The sequence below is a fragment of the Aphanothece stagnina RSMan2012 genome, from assembly GCF_046764815.1.
GTDB lineage: Bacteria > Cyanobacteriota > Cyanobacteriia > PCC-6307 > Cyanobiaceae > NIES-981.
On the sequence record NZ_JBKOUC010000002.1, the window covers coordinates 187,284 to 207,926 of the forward strand.

Annotated in this window: 21 protein-coding genes and 3 tRNA genes; 12 read left to right on the top strand and 12 right to left on the bottom strand. The window is 71.4% G+C overall.

Annotation, left to right across the window (positions count from 1 at the left end):
• Nucleotides 1-18: 18 nt before the first annotated feature.
• Together ACLNEE_RS02605 and yidD are read right to left on the bottom strand one after the other, a co-directional pair.
• Nucleotides 19-291, bottom strand: coding sequence for a glutaredoxin family protein (locus ACLNEE_RS02605; RefSeq protein WP_411421601.1), 273 nt, complete (start codon nucleotides 289-291; stop codon nucleotides 19-21).
• Between the two features lie 20 nt (nucleotides 292-311).
• A complete protein-coding gene (gene yidD, locus ACLNEE_RS02610; protein ID WP_411421600.1) occupies nucleotides 312-623 on the bottom strand; it encodes a membrane protein insertion efficiency factor YidD in 312 nt (103 codons plus the stop codon).
• Nucleotides 624-716: 93 nt separating this feature from the next.
• On the opposite strand from yidD, the gene rpsD reads away from it, so the two are divergent.
• Nucleotides 717-1,325, top strand: coding sequence for a 30S ribosomal protein S4 (gene rpsD, locus ACLNEE_RS02615; protein WP_411421599.1), 609 nt, complete (start codon nucleotides 717-719; stop codon nucleotides 1,323-1,325).
• A gap of 115 nt (nucleotides 1,326-1,440) precedes the next feature.
• On the opposite strand, the gene trpC is transcribed toward rpsD, so the two are convergent.
• The 5 genes from trpC to ACLNEE_RS02640 all read right to left on the bottom strand — a co-directional run bounded on the left by trpC (nucleotide 1,441) and on the right by ACLNEE_RS02640 (nucleotide 5,057).
• Complete coding sequence (trpC, locus tag ACLNEE_RS02620) at nucleotides 1,441-2,325, bottom strand: indole-3-glycerol phosphate synthase TrpC (RefSeq protein ID WP_411421598.1); 885 nt, start codon at nucleotides 2,323-2,325, stop codon at nucleotides 1,441-1,443.
• 53 nt (nucleotides 2,326-2,378) lie between these two features.
• Complete coding sequence (gene lpdA / locus ACLNEE_RS02625; RefSeq protein ID WP_411421597.1) at nucleotides 2,379-3,833, bottom strand: dihydrolipoyl dehydrogenase; 1,455 nt, start codon at nucleotides 3,831-3,833, stop codon at nucleotides 2,379-2,381.
• A gap of 50 nt (nucleotides 3,834-3,883) precedes the next feature.
• Nucleotides 3,884-4,693 carry a TrmH family RNA methyltransferase gene (locus ACLNEE_RS02630; RefSeq protein ID WP_411421596.1) on the bottom strand — a complete coding sequence of 270 codons (810 nt, stop codon included), beginning with the start codon at nucleotides 4,691-4,693 and terminating at the stop codon, nucleotides 3,884-3,886.
• 20 nt (nucleotides 4,694-4,713) lie between these two features.
• Nucleotides 4,714-4,929, bottom strand: coding sequence for a hypothetical protein (locus ACLNEE_RS02635; RefSeq protein WP_412006741.1), 216 nt, complete (start codon nucleotides 4,927-4,929; stop codon nucleotides 4,714-4,716).
• Nucleotides 4,930-4,973: 44 nt separating this feature from the next.
• Nucleotides 4,974-5,057: transfer RNA gene (locus tag ACLNEE_RS02640), tRNA-Leu, on the bottom strand.
• A gap of 179 nt (nucleotides 5,058-5,236) precedes the next feature.
• Between ACLNEE_RS02640 and murA the strand changes: the two genes are divergently transcribed.
• From murA to ACLNEE_RS02665, 5 genes are all read left to right on the top strand, one after another.
• On the top strand, nucleotides 5,237-6,592 hold the full coding sequence (murA, locus tag ACLNEE_RS02645; protein ID WP_411421594.1) for a UDP-N-acetylglucosamine 1-carboxyvinyltransferase: 1,356 nt from the start codon (nucleotides 5,237-5,239) through the stop codon (nucleotides 6,590-6,592).
• Between the two features lie 12 nt (nucleotides 6,593-6,604).
• A tRNA-Leu gene (locus tag ACLNEE_RS02650) sits at nucleotides 6,605-6,686 on the top strand.
• 8 nt (nucleotides 6,687-6,694) lie between these two features.
• The gene (locus ACLNEE_RS02655) at nucleotides 6,695-7,927 is read left to right on the top strand and encodes an aspartate aminotransferase family protein (protein WP_411421593.1); all 1,233 of its coding nucleotides are present in this window, start codon (nucleotides 6,695-6,697) and stop codon (nucleotides 7,925-7,927) included.
• Nucleotides 7,920-9,173 (top strand): bifunctional folylpolyglutamate synthase/dihydrofolate synthase, encoded by a 1,254-nt coding sequence (locus ACLNEE_RS02660; RefSeq protein ID WP_411421592.1) that lies wholly within the window; start codon nucleotides 7,920-7,922, stop codon nucleotides 9,171-9,173. Before ACLNEE_RS02655 ends, ACLNEE_RS02660 begins: the two co-directional genes overlap by 8 nt.
• A gap of 19 nt (nucleotides 9,174-9,192) precedes the next feature.
• Nucleotides 9,193-9,771: a pentapeptide repeat-containing protein gene (locus ACLNEE_RS02665; RefSeq protein WP_411421591.1), complete on the top strand. Its 579-nt coding sequence runs from the start codon at nucleotides 9,193-9,195 to the stop codon at nucleotides 9,769-9,771.
• Here ACLNEE_RS02665 and ACLNEE_RS02670 read toward each other — a convergent pair.
• From ACLNEE_RS02670 to ACLNEE_RS02680, 3 genes are read right to left on the bottom strand one after another with little or no spacing between them, the layout of a single operon-like run.
• Nucleotides 9,768-11,174 (bottom strand): FAD-binding oxidoreductase, encoded by a 1,407-nt coding sequence (locus ACLNEE_RS02670; protein WP_411421590.1) that lies wholly within the window; start codon nucleotides 11,172-11,174, stop codon nucleotides 9,768-9,770. The genes ACLNEE_RS02665 and ACLNEE_RS02670 overlap by 4 nt on opposite strands.
• Nucleotides 11,167-12,474, bottom strand: a complete 1,308-nt coding sequence (locus ACLNEE_RS02675) for an amidohydrolase family protein (protein WP_411421589.1) — start codon at nucleotides 12,472-12,474, stop codon at nucleotides 11,167-11,169. The genes ACLNEE_RS02670 and ACLNEE_RS02675 overlap by 8 nt, the downstream gene beginning before the upstream one ends.
• Nucleotides 12,471-12,971 carry a DUF4359 domain-containing protein gene (locus ACLNEE_RS02680; RefSeq protein ID WP_411421588.1) on the bottom strand — a complete coding sequence of 167 codons (501 nt, stop codon included), beginning with the start codon at nucleotides 12,969-12,971 and terminating at the stop codon, nucleotides 12,471-12,473. Before ACLNEE_RS02680 ends, ACLNEE_RS02675 begins: the two co-directional genes overlap by 4 nt.
• 14 nt (nucleotides 12,972-12,985) lie before the next feature.
• On the opposite strand from ACLNEE_RS02680, the gene ACLNEE_RS02685 reads away from it, so the two are divergent.
• Nucleotides 12,986-13,058 (top strand) — tRNA-His (locus ACLNEE_RS02685).
• Between the two features lie 21 nt (nucleotides 13,059-13,079).
• Here the strand turns inward: ACLNEE_RS02685 and ACLNEE_RS02690 are convergent.
• Together ACLNEE_RS02690 and ACLNEE_RS02695 are read right to left on the bottom strand one after the other, a co-directional pair.
• Nucleotides 13,080-14,168, bottom strand: a complete 1,089-nt coding sequence (locus tag ACLNEE_RS02690) for a DUF1611 domain-containing protein (RefSeq protein ID WP_412006742.1) — start codon at nucleotides 14,166-14,168, stop codon at nucleotides 13,080-13,082.
• A gap of 28 nt (nucleotides 14,169-14,196) precedes the next feature.
• On the bottom strand, nucleotides 14,197-15,291 hold the full coding sequence (locus ACLNEE_RS02695; RefSeq protein ID WP_411421587.1) for an enolase C-terminal domain-like protein: 1,095 nt from the start codon (nucleotides 15,289-15,291) through the stop codon (nucleotides 14,197-14,199).
• Between the two features lie 95 nt (nucleotides 15,292-15,386).
• On the opposite strand from ACLNEE_RS02695, the gene miaB reads away from it, so the two are divergent.
• The 5 genes from miaB (at nucleotide 15,387) to ftsZ (ending at nucleotide 20,550) form a co-directional block, all read left to right on the top strand.
• Nucleotides 15,387-16,787: a tRNA (N6-isopentenyl adenosine(37)-C2)-methylthiotransferase MiaB gene (gene miaB / locus ACLNEE_RS02700; RefSeq protein WP_411421586.1), complete on the top strand. Its 1,401-nt coding sequence runs from the start codon at nucleotides 15,387-15,389 to the stop codon at nucleotides 16,785-16,787.
• Between the two features lie 29 nt (nucleotides 16,788-16,816).
• Nucleotides 16,817-17,926 carry a D-alanine--D-alanine ligase family protein gene (locus tag ACLNEE_RS02705; protein ID WP_411421585.1) on the top strand — a complete coding sequence of 370 codons (1,110 nt, stop codon included), beginning with the start codon at nucleotides 16,817-16,819 and terminating at the stop codon, nucleotides 17,924-17,926.
• Complete coding sequence (locus ACLNEE_RS02710; protein WP_411421584.1) at nucleotides 17,923-18,333, top strand: hypothetical protein; 411 nt, start codon at nucleotides 17,923-17,925, stop codon at nucleotides 18,331-18,333. Before ACLNEE_RS02705 ends, ACLNEE_RS02710 begins: the two co-directional genes overlap by 4 nt.
• Entirely contained in the window at nucleotides 18,330-19,151 is an 822-nt protein-coding gene (locus ACLNEE_RS02715) for a cell division protein FtsQ/DivIB (RefSeq protein ID WP_411421583.1), read from the top strand. Before ACLNEE_RS02710 ends, ACLNEE_RS02715 begins: the two co-directional genes overlap by 4 nt.
• 184 nt (nucleotides 19,152-19,335) lie before the next feature.
• A complete protein-coding gene (gene ftsZ / locus ACLNEE_RS02720) occupies nucleotides 19,336-20,550 on the top strand; it encodes a cell division protein FtsZ (protein WP_412006743.1) in 1,215 nt (404 codons plus the stop codon).
• The last annotated feature ends 93 nt before the right edge of the window (nucleotides 20,551-20,643 follow it).

Here is a 20,643-nt window from a genome sequence, read left to right on the forward strand (position 1 = left end):
CCGGGAGGTGGCGCCGTTCTAGGCGCTCCGGCCAGGAAAACCGTTCCTCCGCAACCAAACCAGCAGCGCTTCGTCCACCAGACGAGGCGGCACCCTCGGCAGCACCTGCTCCCCCTGGGGGCTCTGCCAGGCCAGCACGGGCACCTCCAGACCGAAGCGGGCCTGGAGGGCCGGATCCTCATCCACATTCACCACCTCCAGATCCGGCGCGGCAGCGAGCCCGCGCAGCTTCTCCTCGAGGCCCTCGCACAGGCAGCAGCCCGGGCGGGAATAGAGCCGCAGCATGGTCATGGGGAAGGGGGAGGAGCGGGTCAGTCGGGCACCGGATCACAGCCGCAGGGCGTGAACGGATGGCAGCGCAGCAGACGCTGCAGGGTGAGCCAGCTGCCGCGCCAGGGTCCATGGCGGCGGATCGCCTCCAGGCCGTAGGCGCTGCAGCTGGGGATGAAGCGGCAGCGGGGTCCGAGCAGGGGCGAGAGGAAACGGCGGTAGGCGCCGATCAGCCCCAGCAGGAGCAGGGCCAGCCAGCGGGAGGGCCCCGGGGGCAGCCCGAGCGGCTCAGGGACCGGGGTGAGTCCGAGGGCCTCGGGGCCAACCGATAGGATCGATCGTTGGCGCGTCAAAGCGCGGGCTGCGGACGCTCTCCAGCTTGCCCGAGCAACCGTCGCCACGGGCCCCCATCCGGCGGGGCCGTTCCGTCCCACGACCTTCTTTTCATGTCTCGTTACCGCGGCCCTCGTCTGAGGATCACGCGGCGCTTGGGAGACCTCCCCGGTCTCACCCGTAAGTCCGCCAAGCGGTCTTATCCCCCCGGTCAGCACGGCCAAGCCCGTCGCAAGCGCTCCGAATACGCCATCCGTCTGGAAGAGAAGCAGAAGCTTCGCTTCAACTACGGGATTTCCGAACGTCAGCTGGTCCGCTACGTGAAGAAAGCCCGCGCCCAGGAAGGTTCGACCGGAACCAACCTGCTCAAACTGCTCGAGAACCGTCTCGACAACATCTGTTTCCGTCTCGGCTTCGGCCCCACCGTGCCCGGTGCCCGGCAACTGGTGAACCACGGTCACGTCATGGTGAACGGCCGCGTGGTGGACATCGCCAGTTACCAGTGCAAGGCCGGTGACGTGGTCGCCATCCGGGAACGCAAGCAGAGCAAGCAACTGGCTGAAGGCAACCTGGAATTCCCCGGTCTGGCCAACATCCCGCCCCACCTGGAGCTCGACAAGAACAAGCTCACCGCCAAGGTGATCAGCAAGTGTGAGCGCGAGTGGGTCGCCCTCGAGATCAACGAACTGCTGGTGGTGGAGTTCTACTCCCGCAAGGTCTGAGCAGACCGCACCGCTGTCGGCGGGGTCGAGGGCGCCAGGCCTTCGGTCCCTCGATTCACCCAGCCCCCGCCGAACGGTGGGGGCTTTTTCCGTGGGGGCCGGGGGCGCGGCGGCTTCAGCCCTCGATCAGGGTCTCCAGGGCCGCCGTCACATCGGCCTGCCGCATCAGCGCTTCACCCACCAACACGGCATCGGCTCCCGCTCCCTGCACCCGGTCGAGGTCCTCCCGGCTGAACAGTCCCGATTCGCTCACCAGCAGAGCCCCTCGCTGCCGGAGCTGATCGCCGTAGCCGGCCATCAGCGCTTCGGTCGTGGCCAGATCGGTGTGGAAGGTGGCCAGGTCGCGGTTGTTGATGCCGATCAGGCTCACGCCGTCGAGGGCGAGCACCCGCTCCAGCTCCTCGGCATCGTGGACCTCCACCAGGGCCGTCAGCCCCAGGCTGCGGGTGACCTTGAGCAGGTAGGCCAGATCCTGGTCGGTGAGGATCGCCGCGATCAGCAACGCCGCATCGGCTCCTGCGGCACGGGCCTGGTAGAGCTGGTAGGGGCTGAGGATGAAGTCCTTGCAGAGCAGGGGCAGATCCACCGCCTGGCGCACCTGCACCAGCACGTCGAATCCACCCTGAAAAAACGACCGGTCGGTCAGCACCGAGAGGCAGCTGGCACCACCGGCGGCATAGCCGCGGGCGATCGCCACCGGATCGAAGTCCTCCCGGATCACCCCCTTGCTGGGGCTCGCCTTCTTGATCTCGGCAATCACCGCGGGCTTGCGGCAGCTGGCCCGCAGCGCCGCCAGGAAATCGTGGGTGGGGGGAAGCTCGGCCACCTGCTGGCGGAGCTTCTCGAGCGGCACCCGCTGCCGGTCGCTGGCGACCTCCCGGTCCTTCTCCCACACGATCCGCTCGAGGATGTGGCGGGGCTCAGCCTCGTCATGGGGAATGGCGTACTCCAGATGGGCCACCTTCACCTTGGGGTTGGGTGGTCGGCGACGGATCTCCATGGCTCAGGCGGTGTGAGGGGATTGGGTGGTGCGTCAGCGCGGGGCTGGGGCGCTCAGTCCACCGCCATGGCGGCCTGTTTGTAGGCGACTTCGACCACCTCGCTGAGGGTGGGGTGGGTGTGCACCTCCCGAGCGAGCTCCACCACGCTCTGGCGGCGGGCCACCGCGTTGGCGATCTCCTGGATCAGGTCGGCCGCGTGCAGCCCATAGATGTGGGCCCCCAGCACTTCGCCACTGGCCTTGTTGAACAGGAGTTTCATCAGACCGTCGCTCTCCAGTTCGGCCAGGGCCTTGGAATTGGCCTTGAAGTAGCTGCGCACGCTGCCGAGCTCGAAGCCCTCCCGCGAAGCCAGCTCCCTGGCATCGGCTTCGCTCAGCCCCACCGAGCTGATCTCCGGGTGGGTGAAGGTGGCCGCGGGGATCGAGCGGTAATCGATGGCGCGGGCGTGCCCGAGGATGTTGTCGACAGCCACGGTGCCCTGGGCGGCCGCCGTGTGGGCAAGCATCATCTTGCCGGTGACATCCCCCACGGCCCACAGGTGGGGCACGGGTTCCCCCTGCACCAGCACCCGCATCCGCTCATCCACCGGAACGAAGCCGCGGTTGGTCTCCACCCCCACCGCCGCCAGGTTGAGATCCTTGCTGCTCGGCACCCGACCGGTGGCCACGAGCACGGCATCGACCTCCAGGGTCTCGACGAGTTCCCGGCTCTGCATGTCGGCCAGTTCGATCGTCACGGGGCAGCCGGGGGTGACCTTGCGGGCCAGCACGCCGGCGCGGGCGTCGATGTCGCGGCCGTCGATCAGGTGACGGGCGGCGATCTTGGCGATGTCCGGATCGAAGGTGGGCATGACCCGATCCAGCGCCTCGATCATCGTCACCTCGCAGCCGAGGGCCGTGTAGACATCGGCGAATTCCAGGCCGATGTAGCCGCTGCCGATGATCGCCAGCCAGCGGGGCAGCCATTCCAGGCTCACGGCCTCGTCGCTGGTGAACACCGTGCGGCCGTCGGTCTCGATGCCCGGCGGCACGAAGGGCTCGGAGCCTGTGGCCAGAATCACGTCCCTGGCGCTGTAGGTGCGCTCCAGGCCACTGCCGCTCTCCCGCACGGTGACCTGCTGGGAACCGGCCAGGCGTCCGCTGCCCCGCAGGATGGTGGCCCCGGCCCGCTCCAGGGTTCTGGTGAGGTTGGTGCGGATCGTCGCCACCAGCTGGTTGGCATGGTCGGCGATCTTCTGGCGCTCGAACCGCACCGGGGCCGCATGGATGCCGAAGCCGGCCAGATGCTCGGCATCGGCCAGTTCGCGCACCCGGCCGCTGGCGGCCAGCAGCGCCTTGCTCGGCACACAGCCCCGGTTCACGCAGGTTCCACCCATGTCGCGGGATTCCACGATCGCCACCCGCAAGCCATGGTCGGCAGCGTGTTTGGCCGCATCGAAGCCGCCGTAGCCGGCCCCGATCACGATCACGTCGTAGTCGAAGGCGCCGTTGAAGGGGGCGTCGCTCACCGGGGGCCGTACTCAGCTGGCGGGCATTCTCCCCCGTCGCAGGCCGCGCGTCAGGATTCGGCCTGCTGCCGCCACCGCTCCAGCAGCAGAGGCGCCGCGGCCACCGCCACATTCAGGGACTCCACGGCGGCGCTGTGGGGGATGGTGACCCGGTGGGTGGCCCGCTCCACCAGCTCGGGTGCCAGGCCCGCCCCCTCCTGCCCCAGCAGCAGCACGGTGGGACGCCGCCAGTCGAGCTGCCAGTAGGGCAGGGCGCCGCTGTGGGGTGGCAGGGTGGCCACCACCTGCAGGGCGCTCTGTCCGGCCAGCGCGTTGAGCTTGTCCACCAGCTCAGCACGGCTGCAGCGGCGGGTCGGCAGCGCGAGGGCGGCGCCGGCGGAGGCCCGCAGCACCTTGGGCTGGAGCGGATCAGCCCCCTCGGCGAGCCAGAGGGCCTGCACCTGGGCGGCCAGGGCGGTGCGCATCAGCGTGCCCAGATTGCCCGGATCCTGGAGGGCGTCGAGCGCCAGCACCAGGCCAGGCCGCGCCGGCCCCCAGCTGGGCGTGGGCAGCGGCAGGGTGAGCACCACCCCATCGGGGTGCTCGGTGGTCGCCACCGCGTCCAGCACCTCGGGGGTCACGGCGACCGGACGCCACGACCCGGCCAGCCCCTCCAGCAGGGCGGCGTGGGCATCGAACCAGGCCGGGGTGGCGACCAGCTCCCGGGGTTCCAGGGCCAGGCGCGACACCTCCTCCACCAGATGGGTGCCCTCCAGCAGGGCGAGCCCCTGCTCCCGCCGGCCCCGGGGCTGGTGAAGCTGCCGCAACCGGCGCACCAGAGGGTTGCGGCGGCTGGCGATGACCTCCGGCAAGGGGGCCACGGGGAGGTGCGATCCGGGGTTCAGAACCGTTCGTGGCGGCGCACGCGCAGGGCGTCGTGCATGACGAGCTCGGCCTCATCGAGCTCGAGGCCCCGCACCGCCGCCACCTCCCCCTTGATGCCTTCGGCGCGGAGGTTCTCGATCAGCTTGCGCAGGACGATGTCCTCGACGGTGGTCTGGTCGAGGCCATCAGGGGTGAGACTCTCCAGAAACTTGCCCACCTTCGAGGCAACCACCTCGGAGGAGTTGGATATTTTTAGGAGAATCATGAGATTGAAAATGCGGATGGGGAGACTTGAACTCCCACGACATTGCTGCCACTAGTACCTGAAACTAGCGCGTCTACCAATTCCGCCACATCCGCGTGGCTGCCGCGTGGCTGCTGCTCAGCGACCCGAAAAGGATACGCCATGGAGCCGCCCGCCCCCGATCCGGCCCCGCGCTGTCCCGGCGCCCGTCAGGCCAGTTCGCGCGGCGGCCGTCTAGACGGTCTCACGTTTTGTTGTCAAGATGCGGCGACCAGGGAGCCCGGAAGGCCTGATCATGAGCTATTCAGCCATTCACGCCGCCACCCCGACCCCTGAGACGCCTGATCCCCAGCTGCTGATCAGCGGCGGACGCCGGCTGAGCGGCGAAGTTCAGGTGAGTGGTGCGAAGAATTCCGCCCTGGTGCTGATGGCGGCCTGCCTGCTCACCCGCGACACCGTGCGGCTGCGCAACGTGCCCCCGCTGACGGACATCACGGGCATGGGCGAGATGCTCACCAGCCTCGGCGGCAGGGTGAGCCGGGATGGCGACAGCCTCGACCTCGACGGTTCGGGGATTCACAGCGCCACCGCTCCCTATGAACTGGTCAACAGCCTGCGGGCCAGCTTCTTCTGCATCGGTCCCCTGCTGGCCCGCATGGGCATGGCGAAGGTTCCGCTGCCCGGCGGCTGCCAGATCGGCACCCGCCCCGTCATCGAGCATGTCAAGGGGCTCAAGGCCCTCGGCGCCCAGGTCACCATCGAACACGGGGTCGTCACCGCCGTGGTGCCCGGGCGTGGTCACCGCCTCACCGGCAGCCGCATCCACCTCGACTGTCCCAGCGTCGGTGCCACCGAGACCCTGATGATGGCCGCCGTCCTCGCTGACGGCGAGACGGTGATCGACAACGCGGCCCAGGAGCCCGAAGTCATCGACCTGGCGGGCCTGCTGCTGGCGATGGGTGCGCGGGTCCGCGGCGCCGGCACCCCGACGATCACCATCGTGGGTGTGGACCGCCTCCATGGCGCCGATTACGCCGTCATCCCCGACCGGATCGAGGCGGGAACCCTGCTGCTCGCCGCAGCGATCACCCGCTCCCAGCTGCGGGTGACCCCCGTCATCCCGGAGCACCTTGGGGCGGTGCTCACCAAGCTCGAGGAGGCCGGCTGCACCCTGGAGCCCGACGGCATCGGCCTCACCATCAAGGCCGATGTCATCCAGGCCGTCGACCTGCGCACGCAGCCGTTCCCCGGCTTCCCCACCGACCTGCAGGCCCCGTTCATGAGCCTGCTGGCCACGGCCCGGGGCACCAGCGTGATCACTGAGAACATCTTCGAGAACCGGCTCCAGCACGTGGCCGAACTGCAGCGCATGGGGGCCGCCATCCGCATGCAGAGCAACACCGCCTTCATCGAGGGGGTGGGCAGGCTGAGCGGGGCCCCGGTCCAGGGAACCGATCTGCGGGCTTCCGCCGCGATGGTGCTGGCCGGTCTGGCGGCCGAAGGCATCACCACGGTGCGGGGCCTGGAGTTCCTCGACCGGGGCTATGCCGGTCTGGAGGACAAGCTCAACGCCGTGGGGGCCTCGATCCAGCGGGTCGTCTCGGCGGCCGATGCCCCGAGGACCAGCCTGCAGGCCAGCCTGGCCGCGTAAGCTCGCGCTCGAGGGAGCGTGCCGGAATTGGTAGACGGACTCGACTCAAAATCGAGCGCCTTCGGGCATGTGGGTTCGAGTCCCACCGCTCCCACTGCTGAGGTGCCCCCTGCAGCACCGGTCGGCCAGGTCGATCCGGTGATGGACACCTATGCCCGCTTCCCGATCAGCCTCACCCGGGGGCGGGGTGCCTGGGTGTGGGACGACCGGGGCAGGCGATACCTCGACTGCGTCGCCGGCATCGCCGTCTGCACCCTGGGCCACAGCGACGCCCGGATGCGGCGCGCCCTGAACCGCCAGCTGGGCAAGCTGCAGCACGTCTCCAATCTGTACCGCATCCCCGAGCAGGAAGAGCTGGCCGGCGCCATCACCGCCCGGAGCTGTTTCGACCGGGTGTTCTTCTGCAACTCCGGCGCGGAGGCCAACGAAGCGGCCATCAAGCTGGCCCGCAAGCATGGCCAGACGGTGCGGGGGATCCAGGGAACGGAAGCCCGCCCTCCCCTGATCCTCACCGCCCAGGCCAGCTTCCATGGCCGCACCCTCGCCGCGGTCACCGCAACGGGACAGCCCAAGTACCACCGGGGCTTTGAACCGATGGTCTCCGGCTTCCGCTACTTCCCCTACAACGACACGGCCGCCTTCGAAGCCCTGCTGGCCTCCTCCGAAGCGGAGGGCCCGCAGGTCGCGGCCGTGCTGCTCGAACCCCTCCAGGGGGAGGGCGGGGTGCATCCGGGGGATCGGGCCTTCTTCCAGCGGGTGCGCGAGCTCTGCGATGCCCGGGGGATCCTGCTCGTCTTCGACGAGGTTCAGATCGGCGTGGGACGCAGCGGCCGGCTCTGGGGTTACGAGACCCTCGGAGTCGAACCCGACGCCTTCACCCTCGCCAAGGGGCTCGGCGGGGGCATCCCGATCGGCGCCCTCGCCGTGAAGCGGGCGGTGGATCACTTCAGACCCGGCGATCACGCCAGCACCTTCGGCGGCAACCCCTTCGCCTGCCGTGCTGGGCTCACCGTGCTGGCCGAGATCGAACGGCGCCAGCTGCTCGGCCACGTGCAGCGCACCGGCCAGCTGCTGCAGCAGACCCTCGGGGATCTGGTGAAGCGGCACCCCCAGCAGCTGGCCGGCGTGCGCGGCTGGGGCCTGCTCCAGGGCCTGGTGCTGCGGCCTGAAGCCCCGCCGGCTCCGGCCGTGGTCAAGGCCGCCCTGGAGGAGGGTCTGCTGGTGGTGCCGGCGGGTGCCGATGTGGTGCGGTTCGTCCCCCCCCTGACCATCCAGCCCCGCCAGGTGCGTCAGGCGGTGGAGCGGCTCGAGAAGGCCCTGATCGGCCTTGGCTGAGACCACGGACGTCCTGCCGGGCGCCACCGACGACTTCGCCGACCTGATCGAGCCCTTCAGCCGCCGGGGTGTCGATCTGGGGCTGGAGCGCCTGCAGGCGGCCCTGGCGGACCTGGGCCACCCGGAGCGCCGGTTCGCGGCGATCCAGGTGGCCGGCACCAACGGCAAGGGATCGATCTGCACCCTGCTCCACCAGGCCCTGCTGGCCGCCGGACTCCGGGCCGGGCTCTACACCTCCCCCCATCTGGTGAGCTGGACGGAGCGGATCCGACCTGGGGCCGAACCTATCGCCGCCGCCAGCCTGCGCCACCACCTGCAGGCGGCCGCCGCGGCGGCCCAGCGCCATGGCCTCACCCCGTTCGAACTGGTCACGGCCGCCGCATTCCTGGCCTTCGCCGAGGCCGGGCTCGACCTGGTGGTCCTGGAGGTGGGCCTGGGCGGCCGGCTGGATGCCACGACCTGCCACCCCGACAGGCGGGTGATCGGCTTCGCCTCGATCGGCCTGGATCACGCCGAGTTCCTCGGGCCGGACGCGGCCAGCATCGCCGCCGAGAAGGCCGCGGTGCTGCAGCCGGGAGCCTGGGCGGTCAGCGGGCCCCAGCAGCCCGAGGTGGCGGCGGTGCTGGGCGCCCAGGCCCGGCGGATGGGCGCCAGGCTGGAGTGGGTGGAGCCGCTGGATCCCAGCGCGTGGGTCCTGGGCCTGCCGGGGGGCGTGCAGCAGCTCAACGCCGCCGTGGCCCTCGGCATGCTGCGGGCCCTGCGCGCCCAGGGCTGGACCATCCCCGAGGCGGCCATCCGCCGGGGCTTCGCCGCAGCCCGCTGGCCCGGAAGGCTGCAGCGGATCCACCGGCTGGGCGTTCCGCTGCTGCTCGACGGCGCCCACAACCCGCCGGCGGCGCAGCGGCTGCGGCGGGAACTCGACCAGCACGGCCAGCGGCATGGCCTGGGGCCGGGCCCCCGCCGGTGGGTGCTGGGCATGCTGGCCAACAAGCAGGGGGTGGAGATCCTGCAGGCCCTGCTGGGGCCGGGGGATCGGGCCTGGATCGTGGCGGTGCCGGGTCATGCGTCCTGGACCGCGGCGGCGCTGCAGGACGCCTGCCCCGCTGCGGGGGTTGGGCTCGAGCAGGCCGAGGATCTGTCGGAGGCGATCCGCAGGGCCGCCGCCGGGGGCTCCGGGCAGCCCGTGCTGGTGGCCGGCTCCCTGTACCTGATCGGCCACCTGCTCGCGGCGAGCGCGCCAGAGTGAGCGCAGACGCCTCAGCGCCATGGCCCGCCGTCCGCTCCGGTCCCGGCTGCTCCAGCCCCTGCAGGGGATCCTCACGGTGGGTGTGACGTTTGGCGTGACGGTGAGCTTGGCCATGGTCGTGGCGGTGGTCGTTGCAGCGGGCGTCGCGGTGGGCAGCCTCACGGCCGGTGCCCTGCCCGCCTGGGCCGCGTTCTCCGGGGTCGACTACACCCTCACCAACCAGAACGAGCAGGACTTCAGCGGCCAGGACCTGGCGAACACCTCCTTCGCGGGGGCGGCGGGGCGCCACGCCGACTTCTCCGGCGCCAACCTGCACGGAGCCATCCTCACCCAGGCGGCCTTCCCCGAGGCCCGCTTCGTGGGGGCAGACCTCAGCGGCGTGCTGATGGACAAGGTGGACTTCAGCGGCGCCGACTTCAGCGGCGCCGACCTCCGCGGGGTGATCGCCTCCGGCAGCAACTTCAGCGGCGCCACGGTCACCAACGCCGACTTCAGCGATGCCCTGATCGACCGGGCGGACCAGCGCCAGCTCTGCCGTGAGGCGGAGGGCACCCACCCGATCACCGGGGCCGACACGCGGCTCAGCCTCGGCTGCTAGCGCTCCAGCCAACCCCGCAGCTTGCCGGGATTGAGCAGACCGGCCGGGTCGTAGGCGGCCTTGGCCGCCACCTGGTCCGCATCGACCACCCCGAGGCCGCCGTCCTCGACGGTGACCACGTGGGGGTTGAAGACGAAGGCCCCCAGCTCGCGGCAGTGCGCCAGGAGCGCCGCCAGACTCTCCGGTCCACGCCAGCGCAGCAGGGGCAGGGCCGCCAGCCGCGCCGCGCCCTGCTGCCGCACCGCCTCGAGGTGCCAGAGCAGGTCCTCCCCCCAGCGGGCCCGCAGGGCGTTCAGGCAGGCAGCTTCCGGCTGGGGCAGCAGCATCTGCAGGTAGGTCCAGCCGGCCTGCTGGGCCCGCCAGTGGAGGGTGGTGTGGTTCCAGGTGAGCTCCCGCAGCGGCAGGCCCCGGCTCTGGCCCTGGGGCGCCTGCCAGCGCAGGATGCCGCCCCGCTCGGCGAGCCAGGACGGCAGCACCTCGAGGGTGTCGGGCGCGGCCAGCAGCAGCAGGCGGTGCTCGCCGGCGGCCGCGGCAGGACACCCGGCCGGCCAGGGGGAGCGGGCCGCGATCGGGGCCTCCAGCAGGCTGAGGGCATTGAGCACCAGGGCCGTGGCGGGCAGGGCCGCAGCCGCCGCCAGGGCCCGGTCCCAGGCGTCGAATCCCACCACCAGCTGCTGCCAGGGCACGGCCTCGGTGGTGGGCAGACGCAGGGCCGTGAGGATGCCGTTGGTGCCGTAGGCATGGTTGAGCGGCGCGCTGCCGGTGGCATCCAGCCGCAGCAGACGGGGTTCGGGCTCCAGGGTCACGACCTCGAGGCCCAGCAGGTTGCCCGGATCGCGCAGGAAGCCCCAGCGCAGCGAACCGATCCCACCGGAGCCCCCGGCGACGAAGCCGCCGATCGTGGCGCTGCGGTAGGTACTCGGCATCAGCCGCAGGGCACGGCCCCGGGGGGCCAGCTGCTGGTCCACCGCCGCCATCAGGGCACCGGCCTCCACCTCCACCACTCCGGTCTCCGCATCGCAGGCGCGTAGCCGATCGAGCCCGGTGAGCTCGAGAACCACCCCCCCGGCCAGGGGCACACACTGGCCGTAGTTGCCGGTGCCCGCCCCCCGCACCGTCAGCGGCACCGCCAGGCGCCCACAGGCGGCCGCCACCACCTGCACCTGCTCCACCGTGCGGGCCCGCACCGCCAGCTGGGCCCGCCGGTCCTGGAACAGCGGCACCAGCACCGGCGAGTAGTCGTGAAAGTCGTGGGAGAGACGCTGCAGCTCGGCGGGCTGGTCCGGCCCCACCAGCTCCAGGCCAGGGTCCTGGTGGACCAGCTCGGCCGCCAGCTCAGCCATCCGGGCCGGATCCGGCCGGGGCGGCAGCCTGGCCTGGTGCGGCAGGGCGGCGTCAGGCACGGGCGGGCGGGGCTCCCAGCCCCTGCAGCAGCGGCGAGGGCTGCTCCGCGGCGGGCGGCTCGAGCCATCGGCCGGCCCGCAGCACGCGCCGGCGGGGAGTGCGGGCGAGCAGGTCGTTCCAGCCGGTGGCGGCCAGCACCACCAGATCGGCCGGGGCGCCCTCACGCAGCACGCCATCCCAGGCCAGCCCCAGCAGCTGGGCCGCCGCCGTGGTGAACGGGGCCAGGCCCTGGCGCAGGGTCGGGATCACGTGGCTGGTGACCACCGCCAGGCGCAGCAGCTCGAACGGATCGAAATCGCCCCCCGGGAACCACGGGTCCTGCACGTTGTCGGCCCCCAGGGCCACCCGCACCCCGGCGCGCTGGAGGCTGCGGATCGGAGCCTGCACCCGCAGCAGCGGGGTGCGGCCGGGGCGACGTCCCAGCAGCCAGAGGTTGGTGAGGGGCAGGGCCACCACCCCGATCCCGGCGGCGGCCACCTGCTCGGCCAGCCGGTCGGTGGCACGCTCGGGAAGCAGGGCGAGGCTGGCGGCATGGCTGCAGACAATCGGCACGCCGCAGCGCTGTTCCAGGGCCAGGCGGGCCACCAGGGACACCCCCCGGCCGGGCTTCACCTCCGCCTCATCGACGTGGAGATCCACAGCGGTGCCGAAGCACTCGGCCCGATCGAGCAGAGCCGCCAGGGCTTCGCGATCGGTCAGGGTCGTGGCGAAGGGGGGCCCCAGCACCCCGCCGAGGCACCCACCCCGGTCGGCCACCCAGCGGGCCAGCTCCTGGCCCTGGGGCGTCAGCCAGTGGGCCAGAGGCGCCAGGGCCACCAGCTGCAGATCCACCCGGCCGGCCCAGCGCTGGCGCAGCTCCAGCAGGGCCTCCCAGCTGGCCAGGGCCGCCGGCCCGACGCTGTCGACATGGCTGCGGATGGCCCGCAGGCCCTGGCTCCAGGCGAGCCGCAGGGCACGCTCGCCGCGCTCCAGCACCTGGGCCGCGCTGCGCCGGCCGTATTCCTCCTGGTTGCGGGCCAGGGCGCCGGCCATGGTGCCGCCCCAGTTGGGATGGGCCGGTGCGGAGAAGGCCTTGTCGAGGTGGGCATGGGGTTCCACCAGCGGCGGCAGGGCGAGCGGCAGGGGCTCGGCGAGGTCCTGCGGCGGCAGCGGGGCCAGGGCCGTGATCCTCTCGCCGGCCCAGCTCACCGCCAGGGGAACCAGACCCTCGCCATCCACAGGCCCCAGCCCCTCCAGCCGGGCATCCACCAGGGCGCGGGGCACCCGCAGCCGCAGGGTCTGGACCGGTGGGTGGCTCATGGGGCGGATTCACCACCACGGACCAGGATGAACTGACCGGCGATCCCCACCACCGTGGTGCTGTAGCGCGGCACCTGCCAGGACAGCACCCGCTGGCCCCCCAGATCGCTCTGGTAGACGCTGAGCAGACCCAGGTTGGTGCGCCGGGTCTGCTGGCTCACCACGGCGCCGATCGCCTGGCGCTGGGAGGCCACCAGCTCCCTGCAGTTGGGCAGGGCGAGCCGCAGCATCGTGGGGAGCGCGTCCCCATCGCAGAACTCGCGCGAGATCTCACCGACCAGACGCCCCGCGGCATAGTCGGCGAACTCCGCCGGGTCAGGGTTGCTCCAGGCCAGGGCGCCTGCGGCGACGGCCAGCAGCACCGTGCCGCCGAGCCAGGGCGAGTGCCAGGGAGAGGGAGCGGCGGAGGTCAGACCGGATCCTGGGCGCGACAGCTGAGCCAGGTTGGCACCGAACGGGTGGATCGCAGCGGCGGGCCTGAGCACGGGTTGGTACATTGGCGCGGACCACGGCGGGCGTAGCCAAGTGGTTAAGGCAGCGGCTTGTGGCGCCGCCATTCGGGGGTTCGAATCCCCTCGCTCGCCCTCTTTTTCCTGCCGGCCTCATCAGGTGTCCGGCCAGGTTTCCAGACCCAGGCCATCGAAGAGCGCGGCCGCCCCCTGCCGCACGGGATCCGCGCAGGGCAACCCGGTGGCCGCCGCCGTGTCCGCCATCGCCTGCCGGGCCTCCGCCTCGCCGAGCCGTGCGGTGTTCAGGGCGATGGCGCGCACCCTGGGGCGCTGACCATCGGAGCGGCCCAGGGCCGCCAGGGCCTCCACCGCGGCGATCAGCTCGCCCAGCGGGGGCAACGGCAGCTCGGGCAGTCCCTTGATGTGCCGCTGGCCGGCACGGTGCACCAGCAGCAGTTCGGTCGGTTGGCTGCCCCGGATCAACGGCAGGGTGGCGCTGGATCCCGGATGGCACAGGGAGCCCTGCCCCTCCACCAGCACCAGCCCGGAGGCCGGCAGCCCGCGCCCCGCCGCCAGCACGGCAGCCTCCACGGCCCCGGCGGCGTAGTCGACGCGCACGGCATCGAGCGGCACACCCCGGCCGGAGATCAGGATTCCCGCCTGGCCCGTGCCCACAAAGCGGGCCGCCACCCCGCGCCGGCCCGCCTCGGCGAACAGCTCCAGGCAGGCGCTCATCTTGCCCACCGCCATGTCGGACCCCACGGCCAGCAGGCGCCGGCAGGGGAGCGCGGCGGCCCGGGCCGCCGCCACCACCAGGCCTGCCGGCTCCTGCCGCAGATCCCAGATCCACGCCCCATCCCGCCGCAGGGCGGCCAGTTCGGGGTCGTCACCGATGCGGCTGTGCAGCCCGCTCGCCACCGAGAGACCCGACCGCAGGGCGACGGCCAGATCGGCCCGCACCTCGGGGGGCAGCTGCCCCCCGGACGGGGCCAGGCCGACCACCGCCACCTCGGGGCCGTAGGGGAGCGCCTCGGCGAGGGAGGCCACCACGGGCACGGAGCGGTCGATGCCGCTGAGTTCCTTCACCGTCCGCCCGGCGCCGGTCGGATCCACCACCGCCACGATCGGCCCCGGCCGGTAGCGCAGCATCGCCAGGCCGGTCTTGCCGGAGAGGTTGTCCATGCCGCCATGCAGCAGCAGCACCAGGGGCGCCGCGGGATGGAGGGGGGCGATCAGGTCCTCCATGGGGCCACCTCGACTGGGCCACTTTCCATCAGAACGGCTCCAGCCAGGCGTCTGGGGCGGACATCCCCAGGCCGGCGCCGCAGGGCGGCAGCAGCTGGTCAGCGCGGCGCTCCAGCCCCGAGAACGGATCGTCCACCAGGTTGAGGTGGCTGTCGAGATCGGGCCAGCGCACCAGGGGCAGCAGCTGGGCCGCGGCCCCGTTCAGCAGGGACCCATCGGAGTAGCAGCCGAGCATCACCCCGAGATCCAGACGGCGGGCGACCTGGGCCATCAGCAGCCCCTCCGCCAGACCGCCGCACTTCAGCAGCTTGATGTTGATGCCGTCCACATGGGGGGCCAGGCGGAGCAGGTCCGCCAGGTTCCAGCAGCTCTCATCGGCCACCAGGGGAATCGGGCAGACGGGGCGCAAAGCCGCGAAGCCGGCCGCATCCGCATCCCCATCCAGCAGTGGCGGCAGGGGCTGCTCCAGCAGCACCACGCCGCGTTCCGCCAGCACCGGCGCCATCGCCCGGGCGGTCTCCAGGCTCCAGCCACCATTGGCATCCACCTGCAGCTCACAGGCCACGCCGGTGTTCTGCCGCCGCTGCTCCAGGGCCATCACCACCGCGTCGAGCAGGGCGAGGTCGTGGGCCACCCCATCCGGACTGCCCAGCTTGAGCTTGATTCGCGTGGCCGGCAGCTGCTCCCACCAGCGCTCGAGCCGCGCCAGCACCACCGCCGGTTCGCCCAGCCCGAGGGTCACGCTGGTGGCGACACAGGCTGCCGGATCCAGGCCCCAGAGCCGCCAGAGCGGAACCCCGAGCCGCTGGCCCAGCCAGTCCTGCAGGGCCAGATCCACGCCGCAGCGGGCCGGGGGGGACAGCGGCGCCAGCAGGGGCTCGAGGGCCTGGAACGCGGCCGGCGAGCATCCGTCCAGCCGGGGCGCCAGCTGCTCCAGTTCCCAGGCGATGGTGGCCGTGTCATAGCGGCGATGGCCCGTGTCCAGCCCGCCGGTCTCGCCGATCCCCCGGATGCCGTCGTGCTCCAGCACCACCAGCAGGTGGTCCACGGCGTGGGTGGTGCCGCGGCTGATCGCCAGGGGCACGGCCTTGGTGAGGGGGAAGCGACGCAGGTGGCAGCGCATCGGATCGGCGGGCCCCAGCCGGGCGGGGTGGCTCCGTCACGCTGGCATGGGCCGGCTGCCCTGGAACCCGACCCGCGATGCCGGAAACTGGTGCCATGACGGCGACCCAACCCAGCGCGCCCCCCGCCCTCGGCGGCCCGGGGCGCGGCAGCTACTGGATCACCACCTTCGGCTGCCAGATGAACAAGGCGGATTCCGAGCGCATGGCCGGGATCCTCGAAGGCATGGGCTACCGCGAGGCGAACGCTGAGCTGGAAGCCGATCTGGTGCTCTACAACACCTGCACGATCCGCGACAACGCGGAACAGAAGGTGTACAGCTACCTGGGCCGTCAGGCCCAGCGCAAACGGGCCAACCCCCACCTCACCCTGGTGGTGGCGGGCTGCGTGGCCCAGCAGGAGGGGGAATCGCTGCTGCGGCGCGTGCCCGAGCTGGATCTCGTGATGGGCCCCCAGCACGCCAACCGGCTCGACACCCTGCTGGGGCAGGTGGAGCAGGGGCAGCAGGTGGTGGCCACCGGCGAGCACCACATCCTCGAGGACATCACCACCGCCCGCCGCGACAGCCAGGTGTGCGCCTGGGTGAACGTGATCTACGGCTGCAACGAGCGCTGCACCTACTGCGTGGTGCCCTCGGTGCGCGGCCGCGAGCAATCCCGCCTGCCCGAGGCCATCCGCCTGGAGATGGAGGGGCTGGCCGCCCGGGGCTTCAGGGAGATCACCCTGCTGGGGCAGAACATCGATGCCTACGGCCGCGATCTGCCGGGCATCACCCCGGAGGGCCGCCGGCAGCACACGCTCACCGACCTGCTGCAGGCCGTGCACGACGTGGAGGGGATCGAACGGATCCGCTTCGCCACCAGCCACCCGCGTTACTTCACCGAGCGGCTGATCGACGCCTGCGCCGATCTGCCCAAGGTGTGCGAGCACTTCCACATCCCCTTCCAGAGCGGCGACGACGCCGTGCTCAGGGCGATGGCCCGCGGCTACACGGTGGACCGCTACCGCCGCATCATCGAGCGCATCCGCAGCCGCATGCCCGACGCCGCGATCAGCGCCGATGTGATCGTGGCCTTCCCCGGCGAAACCGACGCCCAGTACCGCCGCACGCTCGAGCTGGTCGAGGAGATCGGCTTCGACCAGGTGAACACCGCCGCCTACTCGCCGAGGCCCAACACCCCCGCCGCCGACTGGCCGGACCAGCTGAGCGAGGCGGTGAAGGTGGAGCGCCTCCAGGCGCTCAACGCCCTGGTGGAGCGCGTGGCACGCCAGCGCAGCGAACGCTACCGAGGGCGCGTCGAGCAGGTGCTGGTGGAGGGGATCAACCCCCGCGACCCGGCCCAGTGGATGGGCCGCACCCGCACCAACCGGCTCACCTTCTTCGGCGCCCCCCTCCCGGAATCGGGCCGGGATGGTCGCGGACTGGAACCCGGCGATCTGGTGAACGTGTCCATCGAGGAGGTGCGCGCCTTCTCCCTGAGCGGCACACTGGCCTGAGTTCCAGCCCGGCCGGCACCCGCGCCCCGATGACCCCCGCCCCGAGCCCCAAGCCGATCCGGGTCGGTCTGATCTTCGGGGGGGCCTCCGGGGAGCATGCGATCGCCATCCGCTCGGCCATCACCGTGGCCGGCGCCCTGCGGGAGGGCGCCAACGCCCACCGCTATGCGGTGAGCTGCTTCTACATCGACCGGCGCGGCCGCTGGTGGGGTCCGGATCTGGCCGATGCCGTTCTGGCCCAGGGCACCCCGGCCAGCGAGGAGCAGCTGGCCACAGGGGGCGATCGGGGCGGTTTCCAGGGCTTTCCGCCGCACGCCCTGGCCATGGAGGTGTGGTTTCCCGTTCTGCATGGCCCCAACGGAGAAGACGGCACGATCCAGGGACTGTTCAGCCTGATGCAGGTGCCCTTCGTCGGCTCCGGGGTGCTGGGCTCGGCGGTCGGCATGGACAAGCAGGCCATGAAGGCCGCCTTTGCCGCCGCCGGCCTGCCGCAGGTTCCCTACGCCTGCGTGAGCGAAGCCCAGCTGAAGCGTGATCCCGAGGGGCTGCTCGATCGGCTCGAAGGCGATCTGGGCTATCCCTGCTTCGTGAAGCCCGCCAACCTGGGCTCCTCGGTGGGCATCAGCAAGGCCACCGACCGGGCGTCCCTCCGGGCCGGCCTGCTGGCCGCCGTCCAGCTCGATCCCCGCGTCGTGGTGGAACAGGGGGTGACCGCCCGGGAACTCGAGTGCGCCGTGCGCGGCGGCGGCCCCAGCCCCCTGAGCGCCTCGGTGCTGGGGGAGATCCTCTTCGATGCGGACTGGTACGACTACGACACCAAGTACAGCGAGGGCAAGAGCCACACGGTGATCCCGGCCCAGGTGCCGGCGGCGATCGCCGACCAGGCGCGCCGCATGGCGCTGCAGGCCTGCGAGGCGGTGAATGCCTCCGGGCTGGCCCGGGTCGATTTCTTCTACGCCGAGGCCTCCGGATCCCTCTGGATCAATGAGATCAACACCCTGCCCGGCTTCACCAGCCAGAGCATGTACCCGATGCTCTGGGCGGCCACGGGTGTGCCTCTGCCGACCCTGGTGGATGCCTTGATCCAGGGGGCGAGAGAGTGGCAGTCTTCCCCCCCGGATGGAGGCGCATCGGTATGAGTCACGGGCTGCTCTGGCTGCCGCTGCTGCTGGTGTTCGTGCTGCTCACCACCCTCGGGTGGCTGGAGCGACGCCGTCAGCATCTCTTCCGCGAGTGGGCGGAGGGCTCCGAACTGGCCAAGCTCGATGGCTGCGGTGCGGCCCGGCTCCTGGATGGCGTCCTGAGCTGGAGCAGTTTCGAGGCCGGCAAACTCGTGGTGCGCGACAGCTTCGTGATCAAGCAGCTGGAGCTGGTGGAGCTGCTGGCGCTGGGTTCCGGTGAGGCCCCCCTCACCGAGGAGGCCCAGGGGGCCTGCCGTCTGCGCCTCGTGGGCGGCGGCCAGCAGAAGGACCTCCCCTTCTCGGACGCGGAGCGGGCCCGTCGCTGGATCGACGAGCTGATGGCCCGCTCCCGCTGCGAGCTGTGAGCCAGACCCAGACCCGTCCGCTTCCCCCCGGGGCCGAACGGCGGCGCCAGCTGCGCCAGCAGCGGCGCCGCGAACGGCTGCGCAACCTCTGGCGCCTGCTGGTGTTGGCGGGGCTGGCGGCGGCTCTGGGTTACGGCCTGCTGCGCCAGGGCTGGACCCTCACCGGCCCGGAACAGGTGGAGGTGCTCGGCAGCCGGCAGGTGAAAGCCGATCAGGTCATCCAGGCGGCGAAACTGCGGTTTCCCCAGACGCTGCTCGGCCTGGAACCCCGCCGGATCGCCGACGAGCTCGCCGCGACCCTGCCCGTCGAGCAGGTCCAGGTGATCCGGTTGATGGCCCCGCCGCGCCTGCGGGTGACCCTGGTGGACCGGGAGGCGGTGGCCCGCGCCCAGCGCCGCACCCCGCGCGGGATGGAACAGGGCTACGTGGACCGCCTCGGCCAGTGGATGAACAGCAGCCAGGGACAGCTGCTGAATGGCGAGGAGGCCGCCGGACTGCTGGTGAAAGGCTGGCATCCCCGGCACCGCGCCGCCCTCACCGAGGTGCTGGAGCAGCGGGCCAGCCTCGGCAAGGACCTGCTCGAGATCCGGTTCGAGCCGGCCGGAACCCTCTGGCTGCGCAGCGCCAGCCTGGGCGACGTACGGCTGGGCCCCGCCGACGCCCAGCTCAAGCGTCGCCTCAATGTGCTGGAGCACCTGGTCAAGGAATTGCCGCCCCAGCTCAAGGGCCGTCAGCTCAGGAGCCTGGATCTCAGCGATCCCGAACAGCCCGAACTCGCCATCGCCGGTCCGGCACCCACTCCGGCCAAGAGCCCCTGACGGGCCCCGGGCGGAGCGGTCCCGGCCAGGGAGCCCGGAAGGTCAGGGCGAGCCCATCGAAAAGGTTCAGAGCAAGCCCATTCGAGCGCTCAGTGCCAGCAAACCAGCAAAACACGCCAGGCAGCGGACTCAGGGAGCCTCACTGCGGACATAATGCTGCGCAGCTAACCGGTAATCCTGCCCCATGGCGCAAGACGACGGCACTTTGTTCGAGCCGCCGATCCATACCGGTATCTCCACCTTGAAAGCTGAAGGCTTGACCGCCAACGGTGCCTCCCTTCACAGTGCCGTCATGACCCAGAGCTCCCCCACCCCTGCGGGCATCGTTCCGAGCCAATCGGCCCGCATCGAGGTGATCGGAGTGGGTGGTGGAGGCAGCAATGCGGTCAACCGGATGATCGCCTCGGATCTCCAGGGGCTGGGCTACCGGGTGCTGAACACCGATGCCCAGGCCCTGTTGCAGTCAGCGGCGCAGAAACGCACCCAGCTGGGTCAGAAGCTCACCCGTGGCCTCGGAGCCGGCGGCAATCCGGTGATCGGCCAGAAGGCGGCGGAGGAATCGCGCGCCGAACTGCAGGAATCCCTCGAGGGAGCCGATCTGGTCTTCATTGCGGCCGGCATGGGGGGTGGCACCGGCACCGGGGCCGCCCCGATCCTGGCCGAAGTGGCCAAGGAGGTCGGCGCGCTCACCGTGGGGATCGTCACCAAACCCTTCGGCTTCGAGGGCCGCAAGCGGCTGCGGCAGGCCGAAGAGGGCATTGCTCGGCTGGCCGAGCACGTCGACACCCTGATCGTGATCCCGAACGACCGGCTGCGTGATGCCATCGCCGGCGCCCCCCTGAACGAAGCCTTTCGCGCCGCCGACGACGTGCTGCGCATGGGGGTCAAGGGGATCAGCGACATCATCACCAAACCCGGTCTGGTGAACGTGGACTTCGCCGATGTGCGCTCGGTGATGTCCGATGCCGGCACAGCGCTGCTGGGGATCGGTGTGGGCTCCGGCCGCAGCCGCGCCCTCGAGGCCGCCCAGGCCGCCATGACCAGCCCCCTGCTCGAGTCCGCCCGGATCGATGGGGCGAAGGGCTGCGTGATCAACATCAGCGGCGGCAAGGACATGACCCTGGAGGACATGACCACGGCCTCGGAGGTCATCTACGAGGTGGTCGATCCCGATGCCAACATCATCGTCGGGGCCGTGGTGGACGAGCGCCTCGAGGGAGAGATCCACGTCACCGTGATCGCCACGGGGTTCGACGGCGGCACCGCCTACCGCACCGAGCGGCCCGCGGTCAGCTTCACCAGCGCCACCGCCTTCAACCCCCAGCCGGAAGAACGCGGCGCCAAGATCCCCCCCTTCCTGCTCAACCGTCAGGGCAGGGGCTCCGACCAGGACAGCTGATCGGCCCCGGGAGCAGCCCTGGAAGACCCCACAGGATGTGCCCCCTGACCATCCCCACTCCTGAGTGGTGAGCTCCCGATCCGCGCCGTCAGT